The organism is Pararhizobium sp., assembly GCF_965279435.1.
Classification (GTDB): Bacteria; Pseudomonadota; Alphaproteobacteria; order Rhizobiales; family Rhizobiaceae; genus Pararhizobium.
In genome coordinates this window covers 3,488,212-3,505,739 of the sequence record NZ_CBDIHY010000003.1, presented here as the reverse complement: position 1 = coordinate 3,505,739, position 17,528 = coordinate 3,488,212, and the positions used below count along the sequence as shown (strand labels likewise).

Below are 17,528 nucleotides of genomic sequence, written 5' to 3'. Positions count from 1 at the left end.
TCTGCGCGGCTTTTTTCGTCTGCCGTCAGGTCTTTGCCAATCCGGCCAGCTGCGTCATTACCACCGCAGCACCCGCCAGCCGCTTTTCCGGCGTTGGGAAATCGCGCTGGAAGAAGACGCTGTGATCGGGGCGGATCTTGGCCATGATGCCCTGCTTGGCGATATAGCCGACCAGCGCGCCCGGATTGGGAAATTCGCGGTTGCGGAACTGCACCACGACGCCCTTCGGGCCTGCGTCGAGCTTTTCGACATTGGCGGTGCGGCAGAGCGACTTGATATAGACAATCTTCAACAGATGCTGGACTTCCAGCGGCAGCGGACCGAACCGGTCGATCAGTTCGGCACCGAAAGCGTCGATATCGCCCAATTCGGTAATTTCGCCAAGGCGGCGGTAAAGGCCAAGGCGCAGATGCAGGTCCGGTACATACTCGTCCGGGATCATCACCGGCGTTCCGACAGAGATCTGCGGCGACCAGCCGCTGTCGGCGATCTCCTCGTCCCCCTTGAGCTCGGCAACCGCCTCCTCCAGCATCTGCTGGTAAAGTTCGAAACCGACCTCCTTGATATGACCCGACTGCTCGTCACCGAGCAGATTGCCGGCGCCACGGATATCGAGGTCGTGGCTTGCCAGCTGGAAACCGGCGCCCAGCGTATCCAGCGACTGCAGCACCTTAAGGCGCCGCTCCGCCATGCCGGTCAGCGTACGATTGACCGGCAGAGTGAACAGCGCGAATGCTCGGACCTTGGAGCGGCCGACGCGGCCGCGCAGCTGATAGAGCTGCGCCAGGCCGAACATGTCGGCTCGATGCACGATCAGCGTGTTGGCCGTCGGCACATCGAGACCGGATTCGACGATCGTCGTCGACAGGAGAACATCGTAACGGCCCTCGTAGAAGGCGTTCATGATGTCTTCGAGTTCGGTCGCCGGCATCTGGCCGTGGGCAACGGCAACCTTCAGTTCCGGTACATCGGATTTGAGGAAATCATGGATTTCCGAGAGGTCGGCCAGGCGCGGGCAGACGTAAAAACTCTGGCCGCCGCGATAATGCTCGCGCATCAAGGTTTCGCGGATCACCAGGGCATCGAACGGCGAGATGAACGTGCGAACGGCCATGCGATCGACCGGCGCCGTGGTGATCAGCGACAGTTCGCGAACACCCGTCAGCGCCAGTTGCAGCGTGCGCGGGATCGGCGTTGCCGACAGCGTCAGGACGTGCACGTCGGATTTCAGCTCCTTCAGCCGCTCCTTGTGCTTGACGCCAAAGTGCTGTTCCTCGTCGATGATCAAAAGGCCGAGATTGGCGAAATTGATCGAGGTGCCGAGCAAAGCATGCGTACCGACGACGATATCGGTCTTGCCTTCGGCCACTTCCTTTTTGGTCAGCGCCAGCTCCTTGGAGCCGACCAGACGGGACGCCTGGGCGATACGCACCGGCAGCCCACGAAAACGCTCGGTGAACGACTTGAAATGTTGGCGGGCAAGCAAGGTCGTCGGTACGACAACGGCCACCTGGACGCCGTTCATCGCGGCGATAAAAGCAGCGCGCAGCGCCACTTCCGTCTTACCGAACCCGACGTCACCGCAGACGAGCCGGTCCATCGGACGGCCAGCGCCGAGATCGTCACGGACGGCCTCGATCGAGGTCATCTGATCCTCGGTCTCGTCATAGGGGAAACGCGCCGCGAACTCGTCGTAGAGGCCTTCCGGCGTCGTCAGCACCGGTGCGTGACGAGTCAGGCGTTCGGCGGCGATGCGGATCAGACCGCCGGCCATATCCAGCAGGCGCTTCTTCAGCTTGGCCTTGCGCGCCTGCCAGGCGACGCCGCCGAGCTTGTCGAGCACGGCATCGCTGCCTTCCGAACCATAGCGCGACAGAAGCTCGATGTTTTCGACCGGCAGGAACAGCTTTGCCTCGTCGGCATAGACCAGTTCAAGACAGGCATGTGGCGCACCGGCGGCCTCGATGGTGCGCAGGCCGATGAACCTGCCGATACCATGCTCGGCATGGACGACAATGCTGCCTTCGTCGAGCCCGGCCACTTCCGCAATGAAATCGGCACCGCGCTTGCGGCGTTTTGAGCGGCGGACCATGCGGTCGCCGAGAATATCCTGTTCGCCGATGACGACGAGATTGCCAGTTTCAAAGCCGCTTTCGAGGCTCAGCACGGCCGATGCCGCCTCCCCGGATTTCAGACTATTGAGCTCAGACAGCGCCTTGATCGGCTTGATATTGGCAAGGCCGTGCTCGACAAGAACTTGCAGCAGACGATCAAGCGATCCTTCCGACCAGGCAGAGATCAGCACCTTGGCGCCCTTGGCGCGGCGGTCGGCGATATACTTGACGGCCAGATCAAAGACATTGACGCGTTCGGCGTCGCTGGTGGCTTCCGTCGCATTTTTCGCCCAGCGCACACCGAGGCGCGCATCGACGGCGATGACCTGGCGCGCTTCGCCCTCATGTTCACTGAACGGCGACAGACGCACGGCATTGCGCGATACCAGAGCGGCATTGAACGCTTCGGCGCTCAGATACAGCATCTCCGGTGGCACCGGCTTGTAGGGCGTGCCCTGCGAAATCTGCGACTTGCCCGGCGAAACCGACGACTGGCGGGCCTCGTAATAGTCCTGAACCAGCTTGGAGCGCTCGGCAGCCGCCTCACGAACCACATGGTCGGTGACGATATGGAAACCGGCGAGATAATCGAACACGGTATCGAGCGTGTCGTAGAACAGCGGCAGCCAATGTTCCATACCGGCATAACGGCGGCCTTCGGAGACGGCGAGATAAAGCGCGTCGTCGCGGGTCGCCGCGCCGAACATCGACAGATATTGCGTGCGAAAATGGCTGATCGTTTCCGGTGTCAGCGACACTTCGCTCATCGGGTTGAGATCGAGCGAACGCGCCTGTCCGGTGGTACGCTGGCTAGCCGGATCGAATGAGCGGATGCTTTCGAGCGTATCGCCGAAGAAATCCAGGCGGACGGGTTCCTCGCTACCGGGAACGAAAACATCGAGAATGCCGCCGCGCACCGCATATTCGCCGACTTCACGCACGGTTGCGACGCGTTCGAAGCCGTTGCGACCGAGGCGGGCCGCGATATCGTCCATCCGGATACTGGCACCCGGGCGTGCCGAAAACGCCAGGTTCTCGATGATATCCTGCGGCGCCATCTTCTGCAGGGCGGCGTTGACAGTGACAAGCACGATGGCCGGATGCGGCTTTTTCGCATGCGCAATCAGGCCGCTCAGCGTTGCCAGGCGCCGTGCCGATGTATCGGCACTGGGTGAAACACGGTCATAGGGCAGGCAATCCCAACCCGGAAGGGTGAGCACGGGAATATCCGGTGCAGCAAAACCCAGCATCTGTTCGACATCGGCAATACGTTGGCCGTCGGAAAGAATATAGGCGACCGGGCCATTGGCGCGGGCAAGCTCGGCAAGAATAAGCGGCTCGACCCCGGCCGGAACCGGGCCGATGGTCAACTCGCGGGTGGCGCGCGCAACTTTCTTGGGATCAAAACCGGCAATCATCAGGCGTTTTTGTCCTTATGGTCAAACAGCACGTCGAAATCAGGCCGATAGGACACGATCCGATTGAACAAGGGCGTGTGATAGCGCTCCGGTACTGGCTGCGATCCGAGCACCCACTTGAGCAGATCGGTGTCTTCTTCACCCATGATGGTCTCGAGTTCGTCGAGATCGGTTTCCGCCAGATCAGCAAGTTCGTTATCGGCGAACTGCCCGAAAACCAGATCCATCTCGCGAACACCACGGTGCCAGGCACGGAAAAGAATCCGTTTTCGGCGCGGATCGAGATCGGCGCTTGTGCGGGTGATGCCGGTCATGAGAAGTCCTTCCTGCCGCCGCGTCGCTAAAGGCGGCGTTTCGCTATGGCTCTATAAACGCTGAAAAGAGTATTGTCAGCCTTGCCAAAGACCTAATCCTCGTTTCAGTCTGCCCCGCATGCGCCCTGCCCTTCTCGATCCTCTTTTTGCCCCCCTTAACTCGCTTCCCGGCATCGGCCCGAAAGCGGGCGAACTTTATGCGCGCCTGCTTGGCCGCGAGAGCATCGACGATTGCCGGGTGATCGACCTCGTCTTTCACGCGCCGCATTCGCTGATCGACCGGCGCCACCAGCCCGGTATTGCGCGCGCGCCACAGGGTGTCATCGTCACCATCACCGGCCGGGTCGACCGGCACCAGCCGCCACCGCCACGCACCAGCCAGCCCTACCGCGTCTTCCTGCATGATGATACCGGCGAACTGGCGCTGACCTTCTTCCGGGTCAAAGGAAACTGGCTGGAAAAGGCGCTGCCGGTGGACGAGACCGTAACGGTCAGCGGCAAGGTCGACTGGTTCAACGGCCGTCCATCGATGGTGCATCCCGATTATATGGTACGGGCGACGGAGGCTGAAAACCTGCCGCTGGTCGAGCCGATCTATCCGCTGACAGCCGGTCTTTCGGCGCGCATCCTGCGAAAGGCGGTCGAAGCAGCGCTGCCCCGCATTCCAGACTTTCCGGAATGGATCGAAGAAGCGCTGATGCAGAAGCAGGGCTTTCAGTCCGCCCGTGACTGTTTCCTGGCGCTGCACGACCCGCGCGACGAAACAGATCTCGATCCACAGGCGCCTGCCCGCCGACGGCTTGCCTATGACGAATTCCTTGCCGGGCAGCTCTCGCTGTCGCTGGTGCGTCAAAGGCTGCGCAAGGTGGCCGGGATACCGGTGCACGCGACGGGAAAGCTGAGCAAGCCGGTCCTTGCCGCCTTGCCGTTTTCACTGACCGGCAGCCAGACGGTCGCCATTGGCGAAGTGCTGAAGGATATGGCCGGTACCGAGCGCATGCTGCGGCTGCTACAGGGCGATGTCGGCTCAGGAAAGACAGCAGTGGCGCTGATGTCGATGCTGGCGGCCGTCGAGGCCGGCGGCCAGGCCGTGTTGATGGCGCCGACGGAAATTCTTGCCCGCCAGCACTTCGCAACCTTGTCGAAGATGGCAGCGCCGGCCGGCGTCACCATCGATGTGCTGACCGGCCGCACCAAGGGCCGCGAGCGTGACGCCGTTCTGGAACGCATCGCGTCCGGCGAAACACAGATCGTCATCGGAACACATGCGCTGTTCCAGGATACCGTTGTCTACAACAATCTCCTGCTGGCCGTCGTCGACGAGCAGCACCGGTTTGGTGTGCACCAGCGCCTGCGGCTGACGGCCAAGGGCATTTCCCCGCATATGCTGGTGATGACCGCGACCCCCATTCCGCGCACGCTGGTTCTGGCGGCATTTGGCGATATGGACGTTTCGAAACTCACCGAGAAACCGGCCGGGCGCAAACCGATCCAGACCGTCACGGTCTCGACCGAACGCACCAGCGAGATCGTCGCGCGGCTGCGCACAGCCCTTGGCGAGGGTAAGAAAGCCTACTGGATCTGCCCGTTGGTCGAGGAATCGGAAGCCTCCGACCTGATGTCTGCCGACGAGCGTTTCCAGAGCCTCGGCAAACAGTTCGGCCCGACTGTCGGCCTGGTGCATGGGCGCATGACCGGCGCGGAAAAGGACGCGGTGATGCTCGCATTCAAGAGCGGCGACATCCGTCTTCTGGTCGCAACCACCGTCGTCGAGGTCGGCGTCGATGTGCCGGACGCAACGATCATGGTGATCGAGCATGCGGAGCGGTTCGGGCTGGCGCAACTGCACCAGCTGCGCGGCCGCGTTGGCCGTGGAGATGAGGCCTCGACCTGCATTCTGCTCTACAAGGGGCCGCTCAGCGAAAACGGCCGGGCGCGGCTGTCGATCCTGCGAGACACGGAAGATGGATTTCTCATCGCCGAAGAGGATCTGAAGCTGCGCGGCGAAGGCGAATTGCTGGGCACGCGGCAGTCCGGTACACCCGGTTTTCGTATTGCCAGCCTCGAAGCGCATGGCGACCTGCTGGAGATCGCCCGCAAGGATGCGGCCTATGTGATCGAGCGTGATCCGGACCTGACGACGGAGCGAGGCGAAGCTCTGCGGACGCTGCTCTATCTGCATCGTCGGGATGAAGCGATCCGGTTTCTCAGGGCCGGCTAAGTGTCTTGCCGCGCTTGGCGGGCACTGTCTCCTGCGAGATCGCCAGCGCCTTCGGCAGATAATCGGGTGAAACCAGACCACCGGACAGAAGCAGCTTGGCGGCATCTTCCGGGCTCATGTCGAGCGGCACGATCTTTTCACGCGGCACGAAAATCAGAAAGCCTGCGGTTGGCACCGGCGTCGGCGGCAGGAAGACGGCGACCATATCCAGGCCACGCTCGCTAAATTTAACGGCGAGTTCGCCCTTGGCATCCGTGGCGATGAACACCAGCGCCCAGAGGCCGGGGCTCGGATACTCGATCAACCCTGCCTTCTTAAACGAATTCGACTGATCCTGAAGCACCGTCTGAAAAATCTGTTTCAGGCCCTTGTAGATCGGGCGCACCAGCGGCGTTCGGACAAGCAGCGACTCGCCAAAGCCGACAACACTGCGGCCGATCAGGTTCGCCGTGAAAAACCCGACCAGCGTGATCAGCATCAATGCTGTCAACAGGCCAAAACCGGGCACCGGATAGGGTAGGAAATTGTCGGGATTATAATCGAACGGCAGATAAGGTTTGACCCAGCTGTCGGCCCAGAGAATGAACGACCAGGTGATCCAGGCGGTGATCGCGAGCGGCGCACAGATGATCAGGCCGGTCAGGAAATAATTCCTCAACCGCGTGGCGAAAAACCCACGTGCCGGTTTGTCTGTCATGCCGCTCCGTCTATTCGTCGACGCCAGCGTAAAACGCCGCGTTATAGCTCACCATGCCGGACGCTCCCTGCGAGGACAAGGGCTGCACCAAAAAATATTGCGGCGCACAATCCTTGAGGGCAAGCTGAGGATCATTGCGGAATCCGAACTTCTGGTAAAAATCCGGCTCGCCCATGACGACGCATCCCGCTGCTCCCTGATCTCGCAGCATGCCCAGCCCTTGGCGGATCAATGCGCCACCGATGCCCTGCCCCTGACATTCAGGCAGGACTGATACCGGACCGAGCCCGAACCAGTTCTCCGAACCGTCGGACAGCGCGACAGGTGAAAAAGCGATGTAGCCCACGACGTCGCCGTCGACTTCAGCGACCAGCGAAATGCTCAGAGCACACGCCTGCCGCAAGCGGTCGAGTATCAGATGTTCAGTCTGATCGCTATGTGGATGATCCTTGAAGGCCGCTATCGTGACGTCACGGATCGCCGCGACATCAGCTGGACCTTCTGGACGTATGATCATTCCACGGTTACCGATTTTGCGAGATTGCGCGGTTGGTCTACGTCGGTGCCCATGATCACGGCCGTATGATAGGCGAGCAGCTGGATCGGCAGCGAGAAGATCATCGGGGCAATGATTTCATCGACATACGGCAGTACGATCGTGCTCATCGTCTCGAGCTTTGAGGCGGCTGCACCCTTCTCGTCGGTAATGAAGATGATGCGGCCGCCGCGGGCTGCGACCTCCTGCATGTTGGACACGGTCTTTTCAAAGAACCGGTCATGCGGGGCGATGACGATAACAGGCATGTTTTCGTCGATCAGGGCGATCGGACCATGCTTCAATTCACCGGCGGCATAGCCTTCGGCGTGGATATAAGAGATTTCCTTCAGCTTCAGCGCACCTTCCATGGCCAGCGGATAGCTGGTGCCACGGCCGAGATAGAGCACGTCCTTGCACTTCGACAATTCGCGCGCCAGGTTCTCGATCGCCGGCTGGATGCTGTTGAGCACCTTGCCCATGATCCGCGGCATTTCGGCGAGGTGACGGACCAGTACCTTTTCCTCTGCTTCCGACACAGTACCACGCGCACGGCCAGCGCCAATGGCAAGGGCTGCGAGCACGGACAGCTGGCAGGTGAACGCCTTGGTCGAGGCCACACCGATTTCAGGGCCAGCCATAATCGGGAAGATCGCGTCGGATTCGCGCGCGATGGTCGATTCCTTGACGTTGACGACGGCGCCAATCTTCAGCCCATTTTCCTTGCAGTAGCGCAGCGATGCCAGCGTGTCGGCGGTCTCGCCGGACTGCGAGATGAAGAGCGCTGCGGACTGCGGCGACAGCGGAATGTCGCGGTAGCGGAATTCAGACGCCACATCGATTTCGACCGGCAGGCGGGCATAGCGCTCAAACCAGTATTTTCCGACGAGGCCGGCGAGATAGGCGGTACCGCAAGCAGAAATCGCCAGGCTCGGAACCTTGGCAAAATCGATCTCCGCAGCGATCGGATTGACCCTGTTCTCGATGAAGTCGACGTAGTGACTGAGCGCATGCGAAATCACTTCCGGCTGTTCGTAGATTTCCTTTTCCATGAAATGGCGGTGGTTGCCCTTGTCGACCATGTAGGCGGCGGCAACCGACACCTGACGCGGACGGGAAACCGGCTTGCCGTCGTGATCGAGGATTTCGATGCTGTCGGCGGTCAGCACGGCCCAGTCGCCGTCGATAAGATAGGTGATTTCGTTGGTGAACGGCGACAAGGCGATTGCATCGGAACCCAGGAACATCTCACCCTTGCCGAAACCGACGGCAAGCGGCGGGCCGCTGCGGGCGGCCATGATCGTGCCCGGCGCATCCTGGAAGAGGACGGCCAGCGCATAGGCACCGGTGACACGGCGCAGCATCGCCTGCATGGCGTCCCTGTGGCTCAGGCCATCACGGATCAGCTTGGCCAGCAATTGCGCGACGACCTCGGTGTCGGTCTGCGTCTTGAAAGTTGCGCCGGCAGCGGCAAGCTCGTCCTTCAGCTCGGAAAAATTCTCGATGATGCCGTTGTGGACGACGGCCACACCGTCGGTGAAGTGCGGGTGGGCATTGTTTTCGGTGGGAGCGCCATGCGTCGCCCAGCGGGTGTGGGCAATGCCTGTCTGGCCAGCCAGCGGCTCACCGCGCAGCTTGGTTTCCAGATTGACCAGCTTGCCTTCGGCGCGGCGGCGCTCAAGGACGCCGTGATGGATCGTCGCCACCCCGGCAGAATCATAACCGCGATATTCAAGCCGTTTCAGCGCATCGACAAGACGCTCGGAGACAGGCTGGTTTCCAACAATACCGACGATGCCGCACATAAAACTCTTCTCCGCAATTTCTTCGCAAGACCGGCTCGCCAACGATGAGCTGCCCGCCAATATACATTTTTCAGGTGTCGCTTTGGTATCGGATTTCGCAAAATGCGCAATCAGCCCGAAACTCACTTTCGATTTCAGGCTTTAACCGTGGCGATCGCCGGATGCTATTTTTTTCTGGCAGCCTTTTCCGCCTGATAGCGTTCCCGCAGGATTTTCGCGCGGCCGAGCTTGACCTCCTGGCGCGCCCGACCGAAGGCGACCGCATCGGCTGGCACATCGTCCGTTACCACACTGCCGGACGCCACCAGCGCGCCGTCGCCAATCGAAACCGGCGCAACGAGCGACGCGTTGGAGCCGATGAAGGCATTGGCACCGATGCGGGTGATGTGCTTGTTGACGCCATCGTAGTTGCAGGTGATCGTGCCTGCGCCGATATTGGTTTTTTCTCCGACAAAGGCGTCGCCGATATAGGTCAGGTGATTGACCTTGGCACCGGCGCCGATCTCAGCTTTCTTCACTTCGCAGAAATTTCCGACCTTCGAGTCCGGCCCCAGATTGGCGCCTGGGCGCAGGCGCGCATAGGGGCCGACGGTCGCACCGGCGCTCACATGGGCTCCCTCAAGATGCGAGAAAGCATGGATGACTGCACCGCTTTCGATAGTGACACCGGGGCCGAAAACCACGTTCGGATCGATCAGAACGTCCTGGCCAATTTGCGTATCGAAGGCGAGGAAAACGGTTTCAGGCGCAATCATCGACACACCCGAGACCATCATCTCGTGACGACGGCGTTTTTGCCACATGGCCTCAATCATCGCCAGTTCGGCGCGGTTGTTGCAGCCGGTCAGTTCCGTTTCCGGCGCGTCGACAGCGATCGCCTTGCCACCCTCAGCGCGGACAATCTCGACAATATCGGTCAGGTAATATTCGCCCTTGGCATTGGAATTGCCGATCTTGCCAAGCAACGCCAATGCCTTGGCGCCGTTGATCGCCATCAGGCCGCCGTTGCAATAGGTAATCTTCTTTTCGTCTTCCGTCGCATCCCTCTGCTCGCGGATCGCGAGAAGCGCGCCGTCCTCGACAATCAGTCTGCCGTAGCCAGCGGGATCGGCGGTGTGAAAGCCGATGACGACGACGTCGTTGCCGGCGGCAAGCCCCTGCCGTGCGGCCAGAAGCGGCGCTGCAGTGATCAGCGGGGTATCGCCGAAAACCACGAGAATATCGTCATAGCCTTTGGCGATGGCGTCCTTTGCAGCAAGAACAGCATGACCTGTCCCTAGGCGTTCGGTTTGGAGAAACGCCGACATATTGATATCGGTATGGGCAGCGGCAGACTGAACCGCTTCGGCATCGCGGCCAAGAACAAGCGCCGCGGAGGAAATTGAAGCGTTGACCAGAGATTCCACCACATGCGCGATCATCGGCCGGCCAGCGACCGGGTGCAGCACCTTCGACATGGACGACTTCATCCGGGTGCTTTCCCCCGCCGCTAAAATAACAGCCAAGCATGTCCGCTTCATTCACCTTCTCCCGCTTTGGTGGCAGCCGGTCCTAAAGGCCAGCGCGATTCTGCCTGCTACATAACAGGAAGATATTGCACGGAACATAATCCAAGCGCGAGCCGCCATATTAACCCGGATAAAACCCGATCCTGTCATAAAAATGGAAGGGCCTTGTTGATGGCCGCGATGGCCGGGGAGTGGTATCGACGATGCATGGTTCGACCGAGACAGTGCTTTCCGGCGGGCGCGACGGCCTTATGGCATCACTTGCACGCCAGCCTCTGATCATCCTTGCGCTGGCTATCGCATGCCTGCCGCTGGCACTGTTTGCCACCGTAACCATGCCAATCGGTCCGATGTACTGGGATCACTACATCTATCTTGATGCAGCCAATCGTATTTTCGACGGCCAGATCCCCTCTGTCGACTTTTTCGCGCCGGTGGGGGGACTTGGGTACTACCTCTTTGCCGGATGGCTTTATCTTTTCCCCAATGGCCATCCTCTGCTTCTTTCCAGCTGGTCGCTGCTGACCGTGACAGCGCCCCTGATGGCGCTGGTCATTCTGGACGTGCAGAAACGCTCGACGGCCATCGCTTATGGTCTGCTGCTGCCCTTCCTGTTTTTTTCGCTGCTGCCGTTCAACACCGGCGACTTCTATCCCTATCCGGGCTCCGATGGTTTTGGCATCTACAATCGCCAGGTCTGCCAATTGCTGTATGTGCTGGCCGCCGGACTGATTTTCGTGCGCGGATGGAAAACGCTGGCGACAGTGACGGCACTCGCCATGTTCGCCCTGCTGTTCATCAAGGTCACTGGCGTTGTTGCGGGCCTCGTCGTATGCCTGATGGCATTTCTGGCTGGACGCCTGCCACTTCGTGCAGCTCTCGTGGGTGGAGGAGTCTTTTTTGCCGCGATCGGCCTTCTGGAAGTCACATCCGGCGCGGTTTCGGCTTATGCCACCGACATTCTGTCGCTGGTGGTGATCAACGACACCAGCCTGTTGCCGCGCTTGCTGCAGGCCGCCTCGATCAATTTCGGTATCGTTTTAGCCTGCACCCTGCTCGGCCTCGTCCTGCTCGTCACTGAGTTTCCCGCATTTTTAGTGGCACTCCGCGCCTTTATCGCCAAGCCGGGCTTTCCGGCTTTCGGCAAGATGGCGGATTGGTCCTTCCTCTGGTTGGCGAGTTTCATCGCGGCCGGTCTGCTGTTTGAAAGCCAGAATACCGGTAGTCAGGCGTTCATTTTTCTCTGGCCGCTGCTGCTTGCCACCCTCCTCGAAACCTATCGCCAGAAGGGACCGTCAGCGGGTTTTGCAGTCATTGCAATTCTTGCTTTTAGCGCGGCTATTCCTCCCGTAGCCACCCTCACGCAGAAAGCAGCGCGCGCCTGGATCGGCGCTGTCAACAATACGCCGCTTGCGCACAACAACCTGAAGAGCATGGGCGCTGTCGGTGTTCGCGACCTTGTGAGCCGGAGGGCGGAGCGTCTGCAAACCAGCTACGTGGCTTACCGGCCAGCCTATCAAGCGTTGGCCGAATCCGGCGAGCTGCCATCTTTCCTGCTTTATAGCGATTTCGAGTTTCAATCGCTGTGGCTGCACAATGCCGATGCGGTCATCTCTGCAATTCAGACGTTCGAAACCAACAACAAGGTGCGGTTCGAGACAGTCATGACCATCGATTTCACCAATCCCTTTCCCTGGTTGATGGATCGCCATGCGCCAAAACATATCGCCATTGGTGCCGACCCATATCGGGCTGTGCCGCAGCCGGATCAACGCGTCAACGAGGCGGTCGCTGCCGTCGATCTGGCGCTTTATCCGACCTGTCCGCCGACAACCGCACGGCTTAAGCTCTTGCAGCTATACCAGCCGGCGCTTACTTCAGGGCATCACCGCATCACGCTGACACCGTGTTACGATGCTTTCGTGCGCAACAGCATTGTCGCGGCTCCCTACACTTCAGTGCGGCATCCGCAGCCGGCTTTCCGTCAAAAGCCCGCTTTCATCGAGAATCGGATGTGCGACCGAAACGATATGGGCGTTGATCCGCTTCAGATCGCGCAGGATGTCGAGATGCAGCGAACTGGTCTGCAAGCTGTCGGTGCGGCCGTCGCGCAGGCGTTCCAGATGGCGCTCGGACGACCGTTTTTCCATGTGGCGGACATCCACTTTGACCTCCATCAGGTGGCGGGCGAGATCGGCATCTCTGGTGACGAAGATCGTCTGAGCAATGCGCAGATTGTCGATGGTCAGATTGAACAGCGTCGTCAGTTCCTGGTAGCCGTCCTCGGAGAATTTAAGGCCATTGTCGATCTTCTTCCTGACCTCTTCCGTCAGGCCCTTCTCGATGATGTCGCCGATATGTTCGAGGTTGATGGCATAGTCGATGATCACGATCGAGCGGCGGCCATTGTCGTCGCTCAGACCGCTGCGTCCAAGCCGGGACAGGTAAAGTTTGACTTCCTGCTGCAGCAGATCGACCTGCTTTTCCAGCTTTCCGATGTCCTGCAATTGAATACGATCGTTGCTGTTGAACGCAGTCATCGCCGCAATCAGCATTTTCTCGATGAGATCACCGACACGCAGGACTTCCCGGGTCGCACCGGAAAGAGCGATGACCGGCGTCGCCAGTGCGCGGTCATCAAGATAAAGCGGGCCAGTCTCTGTTTTTGGCTCATCCGGAATGAGCCGCAGCATGGCGGCCGACAGTAGTGACGAGAAGGGCCAGGCGACAATGGCGAGTGCGACGTTGAAGATCAGGTGGATATCGACCGGCAGTTTTGCCGGCGATAGCGGCAGCGTCTGAAGGAAAGCGGCGGCAGGCGCTGCCACAGACAGCGCAAGCAGACAGCCGATGGTGCGGACCACCAGATTGCCAGCTGTTACCCGCTTTGCCGAGGCGGAAGCCGACAGCGTCGCCATCACCGGCGGGATCGCCCCTCCCAGATTGGCGCCCAGCACGAGTGCGATGGTCAGGCCGGATGACAGGATGCCGGCCGCTGCGAGCGACAGGATCAGAACAACCACGGCAAGGCTGGAGGACGAAACGAAAGCGAGCACGGCGGCGAAGATCATCGCAACGGGCCAGGCGCTGTCAAGCATGGTGAGAAAGCTGCCGAGCGCTGGCGATTGGCGCATCGGCTCCGTCGCCAACCCGAGCAGGTGCAGCGACAGCAGCATCAAGCCGATCCCGACCAGGGCCGTGCCCGCACCCTGTTGCGCACTTGACCGCCCTGCCCTGTACAGCATCACGCCGGCCAGAATGAGCAACGGCGACAGCCAGTCTATGCCGGTGGCGACGATCCAGGCGGTAACGGCGGTTCCGACATTGGCCCCGAGCAATACGATCTGGGCCATGCGGGCCCGCACCAGTCCCTTTTCGACAAAGGACGCAATCATCAGCGCAGTGGCGGTCGAGCTTTGAAGGGCGACAGTTGCGACAAACCCGCTCACAAAGGAACGCACCGGACCGCTCGTGCCTTGCGCCAACCCGGTCCGCAGTTTGATGCCGAAAGCGCGCGTCGCACCATCTTTCACCTGTGACAGGCCGAAGAGCAGCAACGCGACTGCTCCGAACAGATTGACCATGACAATGATGGATTCCATGTCTGCACTCCAGCTTTCCCGCCAAGATTGCTGCGCATCAAGCGAGTCGGCATGTTCTGGCGGATCAATGCTAGCATTTTTGAGGGGCGATATGAGCCGCGCCGCCATCGATTGTGACAGATATTTTTAGATTGCCGGCTAACATTTCCGACATGTTTCGGTCTTCGAACGGCACGGCCGCAGACTGTATTCGCTCCGGTCTTGCCACAGCTGACGCAACATCACGAACAAATGTCCGCATGGCTGCCCCTTATGCCGGCGCCACACTGATTTCCTCGACTTATTGCGTGTTTCAACCCTTCAATTCCGCAGCGGATTGCTCTAAGGAACGACACCGGCTGCCATCCGGCGGCCCCGAAATTGCGACGAGGTATGCAGTCCCATGCTTGAATTCCTGAGAAGAGGCGCCCAGACTTGGGTCGTCAAAGGACTACTGGTCCTTCTTGTTCTTTCCTTCGGTGTCTGGGGTGTGTCCACGTCGCTTGTACCAGGTGCAGCCGACGCTGTTGTGACGGTCGGCGATGTAAAAGTTTCTCCGAGCGATTTCCGCCTTGCCTATGAACGCCAGCTCGCCCAGCTTTCCCGGCAGTTCGGTACGCGGCTGAGCCGCGAACAGGCCAAGGCCTTCGGTGTCGAAGCGCAGGTCTACTCGCAGCTCGTTGCCGGTGCGACGCTTGATCAGCTGTCGGAAAACATGAACCTCGGCCTGTCGCAGGACCGCCTCGCCTCGCTGATCAGCGAAGATCCGGCATTCAAGGGTGTCAACGGCCAGTTTGACCGGGGGACCTTCTCGAGCGTGCTTCGCAATGCGGGCTTGCGCGAACAGGATTACATTAACAACCGCAGCCAGGTTGCCGTGCGTTCGCAGATTGTCGAAGCGCTGTCGGACGGTTATACGCCGCCGAAGGTGCTGGGTGATGCTCTGCGCCTCTACCGCAATCAGACGCGTACGGTCGAATACCTGCTCCTGTCGAATGCCAATGTCGATCCGGTCAAAGCGCCGTCGGATGAGGTGCTGAAGCCTTGGTTTGAAACGAACAAGGCCGCCTATCGTGCGCCGGAATTCCGCAAGATCAGCTATGTGAAGCTGGAACCAACCGATATCGCCGACGCTGCTTCCGTGACGGAAGAGGAAGTGCGAGCCGACTACGAGAAGCGCAAGAACAGCTTCAGCACGCCGGCAACGCGCACCGTGGAACAGCTTTCCTTCCCTTCCCGTGCGGAAGCTGATGCCGCAGCAGTGAAACTGTCTACCGGCACGACCTTCGACGCTCTTGTCACCGAATCCGGCAAGACGGCAAGCGATGTGCTGCTCGGTGATTTCACCCGCGACAGCATGCCTGATGCCAAGTTGGGCGACGCCGCTTTTGCGCTTGTGGCCGATGGTCAGACGACGCCAGTCATCGACGGCGCCTTCGGCGCCGTTATCCTGCGTGTCAGCAATATCAAGCAGCAAACCATTCGCGCCTACGACGACGTCAAGGACGAACTGCGCAAGGAACTGGCCCTGAGCAATGCCTCCAGCGAAATCATGGGCATCCATGACAAATTCGAGGATGCCCGTATTTCCGGGGCGCCGATGAAGGAAGCCGCCGAACAGACCAACCTCAAAGTTGTTGTCCTGAATGCGGTCGATGCGCGTGGCAACGATGCGAATGGCGATGAAATTGCCGGTATCCCCGAGGCAAAGACCCTGCTTGAGGAAGCCTTCAAGGCGGAAGTTGGCGAAGAAACCCTGCCGGTCAACCTCGGCCGCGACGGTTACGTCTGGTTCGATGTCGATGAAGTAACGCCTGCGCGTGACCGCACGCTGGACGAGGCCCGCGAAAAGGTTGTGGCAGACTGGACAGCCGAACAGCAGCGCAAGGAACTGGCGGCAAAAGCCGTCGAGTTGAAGGGCCGTGTCGAAAAGGGCGAAACGCTTGCAGCCATTGCCACAGAACTCGGTATTGCTGTCGAAACCAAATCGGGACTGCGCCGGTCTGCGGAAGATGCAGCACTCAGCCCTGCGGCTGTGACCGCTGCCTTTGGCGGCGCCAATGGTCTGGTCGCCAATGCCAGCGGTATTGGTGGCGAAGGCCAGATCCTCCTGAAGGTCACCGAAGTCGATGACGACAATCCGGGTGATGCGCTCGATAATGACGACCGGCAGATCAATGCTATTGCCCAGGCCAGCGGCGATGACATTCTCGATCAGATGGTCAGCGAGTTGCAGAAGGGTTACGGTGTTTCCATCAACCAGCAGCTCGCCGAACTCGCTCTGTCGCAGCAGCGGTAACGCATAAAGGGATCAGCATGCCGGACTTGAAACCTTTCGTCGCCAAGGCCGCAGCGGGTGAAGCGCTTAATCGCGACGATGCCCGCGCCGCATTCGAAATCATCATGTCCGGCGAAGCGACCCCTTCGCAGATCGGCGGTTTCCTGATGGCGCTGCGCGTGCGCGGTGAGACTGTCGACGAAATTGTCGGTGCGGTCGGCGCCATGCGGGCACGAATGCTGACGGTCGAGGCCCCGGCCGACGCTATCGACATCGTCGGAACGGGCGGTGACGGTGCCGGAACCTACAATATCTCGACATTGGCAGCGCTGATTGTCGCCGGTGCCGGTGTCCCTGTCGCCAAGCATGGCAACCGGGCGCTCAGTTCCAAATCAGGAACAGCCGATGCGCTTTCCTGCCTCGGTGTCAAACTTGATATCGGGCCGGATACCATTGCGCGCTGCATTTCAGAAGCGGGTCTCGGCTTCATGTTCGCCCAGCAGCACCATTCGGCGATGCGCCATGTCGGCCCGACCCGCGTCGAGCTTGGCACACGGACGATCTTCAATCTGCTTGGGCCCCTGTCGAACCCTGCCGGTGTGACCCAACAGCTTGTTGGCGTCTATTCGCCACATTGGGTGGTGCCTGCCGCCGAAGTGTTGCGTGACCTCGGCTCGAAAAGCGTCTGGGTCGTGCATGGCGAGGGACTGGACGAGATCACCACGACCGGCGTCACCCAGGTGGCGGCGCTCGAAAACGGCGCTATCCGCACATTCGAACTGACGCCGTCCGATTTCGGCTTGGAAACCGTTCTGCTTGCCGACCTCAAGGGCGGCGACGGTGCGCACAATGCCGTGGCGCTCAAGGGCGTCCTTCAGGGCGACGCGACGCCCTATCGCGATATTTCGCTGGCCAATGCCGCCGCTTCGCTGGTGATCGCGGGACGCGCCGGTAATCTTCGCGAGGGCATGGAACTTGCCCGTCAGTCGCTGACAAGCGGCGCTGCCGATGCGACGCTTGAGCGGCTCATCCGCGTTTCGAACGCGGTTTAAGGAGA

Annotated in this window: 12 protein-coding genes; 3 read left to right on the top strand and 9 right to left on the bottom strand. The window is 60.3% G+C overall.

Going from position 1 to position 17,528, the window contains the following annotated elements; all coding sequences use genetic code 11:
- Nucleotides 1-25: 25 nt before the first annotated feature.
- Together mfd and ACQY8Q_RS22790 are read right to left on the bottom strand one after the other, a co-directional pair.
- On the bottom strand, nucleotides 26-3,532 hold the full coding sequence (gene mfd, locus ACQY8Q_RS22795) for a transcription-repair coupling factor (protein WP_428428696.1): 3,507 nt from the start codon (nucleotides 3,530-3,532) through the stop codon (nucleotides 26-28).
- Nucleotides 3,532-3,846, bottom strand: a complete 315-nt coding sequence (locus ACQY8Q_RS22790) for a succinate dehydrogenase assembly factor 2 (protein ID WP_113243663.1) — start codon at nucleotides 3,844-3,846, stop codon at nucleotides 3,532-3,534. Before ACQY8Q_RS22790 ends, mfd begins: the two co-directional genes overlap by 1 nt.
- Nucleotides 3,847-3,964: 118 nt before the next feature.
- Between ACQY8Q_RS22790 and recG the strand changes: the two genes are divergently transcribed.
- Nucleotides 3,965-6,067: an ATP-dependent DNA helicase RecG gene (gene recG / locus ACQY8Q_RS22785; RefSeq protein ID WP_428428694.1), complete on the top strand. Its 2,103-nt coding sequence runs from the start codon at nucleotides 3,965-3,967 to the stop codon at nucleotides 6,065-6,067.
- Here the strand turns inward: recG and ACQY8Q_RS22780 are convergent.
- The 7 genes from ACQY8Q_RS22780 to ACQY8Q_RS22750 form a co-directional block, all read right to left on the bottom strand.
- Nucleotides 6,054-6,764, bottom strand: coding sequence for a DUF502 domain-containing protein (locus ACQY8Q_RS22780; protein ID WP_428428693.1), 711 nt, complete (start codon nucleotides 6,762-6,764; stop codon nucleotides 6,054-6,056). The two genes, recG and ACQY8Q_RS22780, sit on opposite strands and share 14 nt — an antisense overlap.
- A 10-nt stretch (nucleotides 6,765-6,774) precedes the next feature.
- Nucleotides 6,775-7,281 carry a GNAT family N-acetyltransferase gene (locus ACQY8Q_RS22775; protein ID WP_428428692.1) on the bottom strand — a complete coding sequence of 169 codons (507 nt, stop codon included), beginning with the start codon at nucleotides 7,279-7,281 and terminating at the stop codon, nucleotides 6,775-6,777.
- On the bottom strand, nucleotides 7,278-9,104 hold the full coding sequence (gene glmS, locus ACQY8Q_RS22770) for a glutamine--fructose-6-phosphate transaminase (isomerizing) (RefSeq protein ID WP_428428691.1): 1,827 nt from the start codon (nucleotides 9,102-9,104) through the stop codon (nucleotides 7,278-7,280). Before glmS ends, ACQY8Q_RS22775 begins: the two co-directional genes overlap by 4 nt.
- A gap of 164 nt (nucleotides 9,105-9,268) precedes the next feature.
- Nucleotides 9,269-10,624, bottom strand: a complete 1,356-nt coding sequence (gene glmU / locus ACQY8Q_RS22765; RefSeq protein ID WP_428428690.1) for a bifunctional UDP-N-acetylglucosamine diphosphorylase/glucosamine-1-phosphate N-acetyltransferase GlmU — start codon at nucleotides 10,622-10,624, stop codon at nucleotides 9,269-9,271.
- Nucleotides 10,625-10,869: 245 nt separating this feature from the next.
- Nucleotides 10,870-11,316 (bottom strand): hypothetical protein, encoded by a 447-nt coding sequence (locus ACQY8Q_RS22760; RefSeq protein ID WP_428428689.1) that lies wholly within the window; start codon nucleotides 11,314-11,316, stop codon nucleotides 10,870-10,872.
- A 591-nt stretch (nucleotides 11,317-11,907) separates the two neighbouring features.
- The gene (locus ACQY8Q_RS22755; RefSeq protein ID WP_428428688.1) at nucleotides 11,908-12,324 is read right to left on the bottom strand and encodes a hypothetical protein; all 417 of its coding nucleotides are present in this window, start codon (nucleotides 12,322-12,324) and stop codon (nucleotides 11,908-11,910) included.
- Nucleotides 12,325-12,567: 243 nt separating this feature from the next.
- A complete protein-coding gene (locus ACQY8Q_RS22750; protein WP_428428687.1) occupies nucleotides 12,568-14,214 on the bottom strand; it encodes a Na/Pi cotransporter family protein in 1,647 nt (548 codons plus the stop codon).
- 382 nt (nucleotides 14,215-14,596) lie between these two features.
- On the opposite strand from ACQY8Q_RS22750, the gene ACQY8Q_RS22745 reads away from it, so the two are divergent.
- Both ACQY8Q_RS22745 and trpD read left to right on the top strand, forming a co-directional pair.
- The gene (locus ACQY8Q_RS22745) at nucleotides 14,597-16,492 is read left to right on the top strand and encodes a SurA N-terminal domain-containing protein (RefSeq protein WP_428428686.1); all 1,896 of its coding nucleotides are present in this window, start codon (nucleotides 14,597-14,599) and stop codon (nucleotides 16,490-16,492) included.
- Nucleotides 16,493-16,509: 17 nt separating this feature from the next.
- Nucleotides 16,510-17,523 carry an anthranilate phosphoribosyltransferase gene (gene trpD / locus ACQY8Q_RS22740; RefSeq protein ID WP_428428685.1) on the top strand — a complete coding sequence of 338 codons (1,014 nt, stop codon included), beginning with the start codon at nucleotides 16,510-16,512 and terminating at the stop codon, nucleotides 17,521-17,523.
- Nucleotides 17,524-17,528: the final 5 nt, after the last annotated feature.